At 71.6% G+C, this 6841-nt stretch carries 4 protein-coding genes; all 4 read left to right on the forward strand.

Annotation, left to right across the window (positions count from 1 at the left end):
* The first annotated feature begins 108 nt into the window (after window positions 1-108).
* The 4 genes from AOK08_RS39665 to AOK08_RS39680 all read left to right on the forward strand — a co-directional run bounded on the left by AOK08_RS39665 (window position 109) and on the right by AOK08_RS39680 (window position 6822).
* A complete protein-coding gene (locus AOK08_RS39665; RefSeq protein WP_055535121.1) occupies window positions 109-1080 on the forward strand; it encodes a LysR family transcriptional regulator in 972 nt (323 codons plus the stop codon).
* Window positions 1081-1493: 413 nt separating this feature from the next.
* Window positions 1494-2339, forward strand: coding sequence for a hypothetical protein (locus AOK08_RS39670; RefSeq protein WP_055535123.1), 846 nt, complete (start codon window positions 1494-1496; stop codon window positions 2337-2339).
* Between the two features lie 1028 nt (window positions 2340-3367).
* Window positions 3368-5566: a bifunctional polysaccharide deacetylase/glycosyltransferase family 2 protein gene (locus AOK08_RS39675; protein WP_055535124.1), complete on the forward strand. Its 2199-nt coding sequence runs from the start codon at window positions 3368-3370 to the stop codon at window positions 5564-5566.
* Window positions 5563-6822 (forward strand): acyltransferase family protein, encoded by a 1260-nt coding sequence (locus AOK08_RS39680; RefSeq protein ID WP_055535125.1) that lies wholly within the window; start codon window positions 5563-5565, stop codon window positions 6820-6822. The genes AOK08_RS39675 and AOK08_RS39680 overlap by 4 nt, the downstream gene beginning before the upstream one ends.
* Window positions 6823-6841: the final 19 nt, after the last annotated feature.

Consider the following 6841-nt stretch of genomic DNA (forward strand, 5'->3'; position numbering starts at 1 on the left):
TCGAAGCGCTTCGACGGGCGAAGGTATGTGCGGTGTGTGAGCGAGTCAATGGGGTGCGCGCGAATTGGCCGACGGGTCGGCGGCTTCGGCTCGTGGACGGGTCGCCGGATGTCTGCCCCCGGCCACCTTGATCCCCGTCTCCTCCGTGGCTTCGTCGCCGTGGCCGAGGAGCTGCACTTCACCCGGGCCGCCGCTCGCCTCTACGTGGCCCAGCAGGCGCTGAGCCGTGACATCCGGCGCCTGGAAAGGGAGTTGGGCGCCGATCTCTTCGTACGGTCGACGCGGCGGGTGACGTTGTCGGCCGACGGGGAGCGGCTGCTGCCGTACGCCCGGCGGGTGTTGGCGGCCCGCGACGAGCTGCTCGCCGAGTTCGGGGAGGCCCGGCCGCTGCTGGTGGACCTGAACTCGCCGGGGCTCGTGACCGGGCGGCGGGTGCTGCACCGGGCGCGTGAACTCGCCCTGGAGTACGAGCTGATGGCCCGGTTCGAGAGCGGGCTGGCCTATGCGGCGGCCGGGGTGCTCGCGGGCCGGCTCGACGCGTCGTTCGGACGGTTCGCGGGCCTGGATCCGGTGCTGCGGGCGCAGTTGGACCAGCAGCTCGTGCGCTACGAGCCGATGGCGGTCGTCCTGCCCGAGGACCACCGGCTGGCCGCGCTGCCCGAGGTGCCGCTGGCCGCGCTGGCGAGGGAGAGCGTGTACGCCGGTGCCGGGAACCCCCGTACCCCGGAGTGGACCGACCTCGCGCGGCGGCTGTTCGAGGGGCGCGGTATCGGGATCGCGCCGCCCGCGCCGCTCGCCGTGGGCGACGAGGAGTTCCAGCGGCTCATCGCCAGGACCCGGACCCCCGTCCTCGCCGTGGTCGACTTCCCGGCTCTTCCCCGGACGGTGGTGCGCCCGCTGGTCGGCCCCGTTCCGCTGTCCCCCGTTTCGTTGGTGTGGCGGAGGGGTCTCACGCACCCGGGATTTAACGCTCTGCGACGGGCTGCGGCCCAGCTCGCAGAGGAGGAGGGGTGGTTGCGGAGGCCTGTCGGCGGATGGATTCCGGACAGTGACAGCGTCATCGTTTCGGTTCACAAATAACACATGGCGAACACGGGACCCCCACGTGCGCTACATTCGTGGCCCGGATGCAGTGTGATAAATGGGGCGCTCGGGTCGGATGGGGGTCCGATTCGAACATCGATCGTACGAAGATTCCGGAATCGTACACGCGCCCGAATAGTTCCCGTGGGGGGTTGTGCGTGCGAGTGAAAAAGTGGCGTGAAGACGCCCAACCGGAACGGTCCGTCGCCGAAGGTGCCACCGTGTCCGGAACCCGAAAGCTACTCGGAGTAACCGCTGGCGGGACTGGTCCCGTGCCTGTTCAGAGGCACGCCGGAACGCCGTCGCGTCCCGCGCGATCCGGAGGTGGGGGCGCGCACGCGCAGCCGCTTCCGAGTGACAGTGCGGTGGCGGGTGTGGCGGGTGTGGCGGGTGCGGCGGGTGCGGCGGGTATGACCGGATCGGCCAAAGCGGCCGGATCGGCCGGAACATTCCTCCGTGGTCGCCCGTGGGAGAACGCGGCGGAGTTCGGCCACACCCACGATCCGCACGAGGTGACGGTTCAACTCGACGGAGTGGGCCGCAAGTTCGAGGACCTTCTCGTGCGCCAGACCAAGGAGGACACGGAGCCCGGTGCCGGTGCCGGTGACGGTCCCGTCTTCGTCGACGAGACCGGCCGCCGCAGCCGCCGGTACCGCAGGATCGGCATGGTCGTCGGCATCTCCTGCGCCGTGTACGCCGTCGTCATCGTCGCCACGCTCCTCTCCGGCAACTCGGACGCGCCCTGGCTGCCGGTTCCGGGCCAGCAGGACGAGCAGCCGGCGGGCAAGGTCGACACCTCGCCGCTGCCCGCCGAGTCGGCGCGGCCGTCGGACCCGCCGGCCGGGGTCGTGCCGATCCCGGGGGCATCGGTGAGGGCGCCGGGGGTCGCTCCGACACTGGGGGGTGTCCCGGTCAAGCCGGGCGCCTCGCCCAGTACCAAGAAGCCGGATCCGTCCGTCGGGCCCCGGCCCTCGGCCGGCTTCGGCCAGCCCGTGCCGGAGGTCAGCACGCCCGGCCCGGACCCGGATCCCGAGCCGTCGGTGCCGGTGTCCAGTCCGCCGGAGCCGAGCCCGTCGGAGACCGTCGTCCCCTCGCCCGACGACCCGTCACCGACCCCGGTCGGCGAGGGCGACGGCGGCACCGGCACGGTCGCCGACGGTCCGAGCGACCCGACTCCGATCGCCGAGAGCCCGGCCGCACCGGGCGCGGGCGGCGACCCGGCCGCCACGCCGGCACCGCCCGCCACGACGGCGTAGGAGCTCCCGATGGCATCTCGCGGCGCCGGCAACAGGCCGGCCCGCTCGTCGGCCGTGGGCGGACGGGGCTTCGGCAGGGTCGTCGCCAGCGGCTCCGGCACGATCGTCGGTGGTCCGGCTGGTCTGTCTCAGGTCGGCTGCGGTTGGGCCGGCCTGGCTTCGGGCGCGGGTGGCCCGGGTGACCGGACTCCGGTCGTCAGCGGTCCGGGCGGCCTGGCTTTCGGCGTCGGTGGTCCGGGTGGCCCGTCACCGGTCGCAGACGGCCCGAGCGGCCGGACTTCGGTCACCGGCAGCCCAGGCAGCACGATCCCGGTCGCCGACAACCGGAGCACCCCGGTCCCGGTCGCCGACAACCTGAGCACCCTGGCCCCGATCGCCGACAACCAGAGCACCCCGGCCCCGATCGCCGGAAGCCCGGCCGGACCCAGTGGCCCTGGTGCCGCAGGCGGCTCGCCGGTACCGCTCGCCCGGTCCAGCGGCCTCCGTGCACTTGGCGGCCCGCTCGTACCGTGGGCCCGGCCCAGCGGTCCCCGTGCCACTGGCGGCTCGCTCGTACCGTCGGCCCGGCCCAGCGGTCCCTGTGCCACGGGCGGCTCGCTCGTACCGTGGGCCCCGCCCAGCGGTCCCTGTGCCACTGACCGCCCACTCGTATCGCTAACCCCGCCCAGCGGTCCCTGTGCCACGGGCGGCTCGCTCGTACCGTCGGCCCGGCCCAGCGGTCCCTGTGCCACTGACCGCCCACTCGTATCGCTAACCCCGCCCAGCGGCCCCCGTGCCACGGGCGGCTCGCACGTACCGTCGGCCCGGCCCAGCGGCCCCCATGCCACTGGCCGCCCGCTCGTACCGCCGGCCCCGCCCAATGCCCCCGGTGTCACCGGCGGCCCGCCCGTACGGTTCGGCCCGCTCGTACGGCTCGCCCTGCCGAGTGGGTCCGATGCCGCTGTCGGCCCACTCGCCGCACCCAGCGGAGCAACCGCTGACTCCGCCGCCCTTGTTCCGATCTCCTCGTCCCCGGAGAACCACCTCTGATGGCATCCCGCACTCGCCGCCACGGCGCCCGCAACGGAGCCGGGGGCGCCGTTCGGCGCCGGCGGCTGCCCATGCGCCTGCTGCTTCCCTCGCTCATCCTGGTCGCCCTGATGGCGATGCTGATGCTGCGCGGGTACGTGCACAGCGAAATCCTCGCCGACCACCGCATCCAGCCCGAGGCCGCCGCCGACCGGGTGCCGGAGAAGATCCTGGAGGGCGGCCCGGTCATCGACACCAGAAGCGGCCGGACCACCAGCATGAAGGTGCCCGACCACCGGCTCGTCCTCACGTTCGACGACGGCCCGGACCCCGAGTGGACCCCCAAGGTCCTGGACGTCCTCGGGAAGCACCACGCGCACGCGGTCTTCTTCGTCACCGGCACGATGGCCTCGCGCTACCCGGAACTCGTACAACGCATGGTCGACGAGGGCCACGAGGTGGGGCTGCACACCTTCAACCACCCCGACCTCTCCTTCCAGTCGAAGAAACGAATCGACTGGGAGCTGTCCCAGAACCAACTGGCGCTCGCCGGTGCGGCCGGCATCCGCACCTCGCTGTTCCGGCCGCCGTACTCCTCCTTCGCCGACGCCATGGACAACAAGTCGTGGCCGGTCACGGAGTACATCGGGCAGCGCGGCTACATCACCGTCGTCAACAACACGGACAGCGAGGACTGGCGCAAGCCGGGTGTCGACGCGATCGTCCGGCAGGCCACCCCCAAGGGCGGCAAGGGCGCGATCGTCCTCATGCACGACTCCGGCGGTGACCGCCACCAGACCGTCCAGGCCCTCGACCGCTTCCTGCCCGAGATGAAGGCGAAGGGGTACGCGTTCCGCAACCTCACCGAGGCCCTCGACGCGCCCAGCGCGCACACACCGGTCGCCGGTGTCGAACTGGCGAAGGGCAAGGCGTGGACGTTCCTGGTCCAGGCCTCCGACGACATCACCGGCGTACTGGTCGTCTGCCTCGCGATCATCGGCGTACTGGTGTTCGCCCGGTTCGGCCTGATGCTGCTGCTCTCCGTCTTCCACGCCCGCCGCACCCGCCGCCCCGACTTCAGCTGGGGTCCGCCCGTCACCGAACCGGTGTCGGTGCTGGTCCCGGCGTACAACGAGGCCAAGTGCATCGAGGCGACCGTGCGCTCGCTGATGCGGAGCGAGCATCCCATCGAGGTGATCGTCATCGACGACGGGTCGAGCGACGGTACGGCCCGCATCGTCGAGGACATGTACCTGCCGAACGTACGCGTCGTCCGCCAGGTCAACGCGGGCAAGCCCGCCGCCCTCAACAGGGGTGTGGCGAACGCCCGTTACGACCTGATCGTGATGATGGACGGCGACACGGTGTTCGAGCCGGGCACCGTCCGCGAACTGGTCCAGCCCTTCGGCGACCCGCGCGTGGGCGCCGTCGCGGGCAACGCCAAGGTCGGCAACAAGGACTCCCTGATCGGCGCCTGGCAGCACATCGAGTACGTGATGGGCTTCAACCTGGACCGCCGTATGTACGACGTCCTGGGCTGCATGCCGACGATCCCCGGCGCGGTCGGCGCGTTCCGGCGCGATGCCCTGAAGCGGGTCGGCGGGATGAGCGACGACACGCTCGCCGAGGACACGGACATCACGATGGCCCTGCACCGCGACGGCTGGCGGGTCGTGTACTCGGAGAACGCGCGCGCGTGGACCGAGGCCCCGGAGTCCGTCCAGCAGCTCTGGTCCCAGCGTTACCGCTGGTCGTACGGCACCATGCAGGCGATCTGGAAGCACCGTCGTTCCGTGATCGAACGGGGCCCGTCGGGCCGCTTCGGCCGCGTGGGCCTGCCCTTCGTGTCGCTGTTCATGGTGGTGGCGCCGCTGCTCGCCCCCCTGATCGACGTGTTCCTGCTCTACGGGCTGGTGTTCGGCCCGACCGAGAAGACCGTGCTCGCCTGGCTGGGCGTACTCGCCATCCAGTTCATCTGCGCGGCGTACGCCTTCCGCCTCGACAGGGAAAAGATGTCCCACCTGATCTCGCTGCCCCTGCAACAGATCCTCTACCGCCAGCTCATGTACGTCGTCCTGCTCCAGTCCTGGATCACCGCCCTCACCGGCGGCCGGCTGCGCTGGCAGAAACTCCGGCGCACCGGCGTCGTCGGGGCGGCGCCCGAGCCCGTACCGGCCGCCCGGACGAGCGGCGGCGCCGACAGGAGGCCCGTGGCATGACCGAGCGACACACGACGGCGACGACGCCGGCAGACCCGACGACCACACCCGTGTACGGCATTCCGCAGCAGCCGTCGGCCACCGATGAACCGCCCGCCGCGCCCAAGGCGGCCAAGCCGGGAGGCCGGGACCGCTATCTCGACCTGCTCCGCAGCATCGCCCTGGTCAGGGTCGTGGTGTACCACCTGTTCGGCTGGGCATGGCTGACCGTGCTGTTCCCGTCCATGGGTGTGATGTTCGCGCTGGCGGGCTCCCTGATGGCCCGCTCGCTGAAGCGCCCGGCGCTCGGGGTGATCCGGGGCCGGATCCGGCGCCTGCTGCCCCCGCTGTGGGCGTTCAGCGCGGTGGCGCTGACGCTGATGTTCCTGGGCGGCTGGAACCAGGCCAAGGACCCGGACCACGGCGGCACCCTGGGCCTGATCGAACTGCTGAACTACATCTTCCCGGTCGGCGCCCCGCCCTTCCCCTGGCACGTCGGCTCCCAGTCCGGGCTGCTGGAGGACACCTGGGCGGTCCAGGCCGCGGGCCCCCTCTGGTACCTGCGGGCCTACCTGTGGTTCGTGGTCGCCTCGCCGCTGCTGCTGTGGGCGTTCCGCCGCTTCCCGTGGCCGACGCTGTTCGCCCCGCTGGCCTTGACGGCGGTCGTCGGTACGGGAGTGGTCGCCATCCCCGGCGAGACGGGCAACGCGGTGACCGACTTCGCGACGTACGGCGGCTGCTGGGTGCTGGGCTTCGCCCACCACGAGGGCCTGCTGAAGAAGGTCCCGCGCTATGCCGCCGTGTCCTGCGCGGCCGTGCTCATGGCCTTCGGCATCTGGTGGGCCTCGGGCCACAAGGGCCCCGACGGCTGGGACCTGAACGACATCCCGCTGGCCCAGGCGATGTGGTCGTTCGGGTTCGTGGTGATCCTGCTCCAGTACTCCCCTTCGTGGCAGGAACTGCCGGGACGCCTGGCGAAGTGGGACAGGCTGGTCACGCTCTCCAACAACCGAGCGGTCACGATCTACCTCTGGCACAACTTCCTGATCATGGCCACGGTTCCGATCCTCGACCGCCTGTACGACCTCCCGTTCATGGACGACGGCATGGTCGCCGCACTGGACACGACGTACAACCTGTGGATGTTCGTCCTGGTCTGGCCCCTGATCGGCCTGACGATCCTGGCGCTGGGCTGGATCGAGGACACCGCCGCCAAGCGCCCGCCACGGCTGTGGCCGGACGGGGCGAAGCGTGGGGGTGGGAGGCGGCGGGGGTGAGCTGAGGGGAGGACGGGGG

It is taken from the genome of Streptomyces graminilatus (assembly GCF_001418565.1).
Lineage (GTDB): Bacteria > Actinomycetota > Actinomycetes > Streptomycetales > Streptomycetaceae > Streptomyces > Streptomyces graminilatus.

What these genes read in the sequence shown, in the direction of transcription:
- AOK08_RS39665 (WP_055535121.1), top strand. Translation starts at nt 109, where the DNA reads ATGTCTGCCCCCGGCCACCTTGATCCCCGTCTCCTCCGTGGCTTCGTC.
- AOK08_RS39670 (WP_055535123.1), top strand. Translation starts at nt 1,494, where the DNA reads ATGACCGGATCGGCCAAAGCGGCCGGATCGGCCGGAACATTCCTCCGT.
- AOK08_RS39675 (WP_055535124.1), top strand. Translation starts at nt 3,368, where the DNA reads ATGGCATCCCGCACTCGCCGCCACGGCGCCCGCAACGGAGCCGGGGGC.
- AOK08_RS39680 (WP_055535125.1), top strand. Translation starts at nt 5,563, where the DNA reads ATGACCGAGCGACACACGACGGCGACGACGCCGGCAGACCCGACGACC.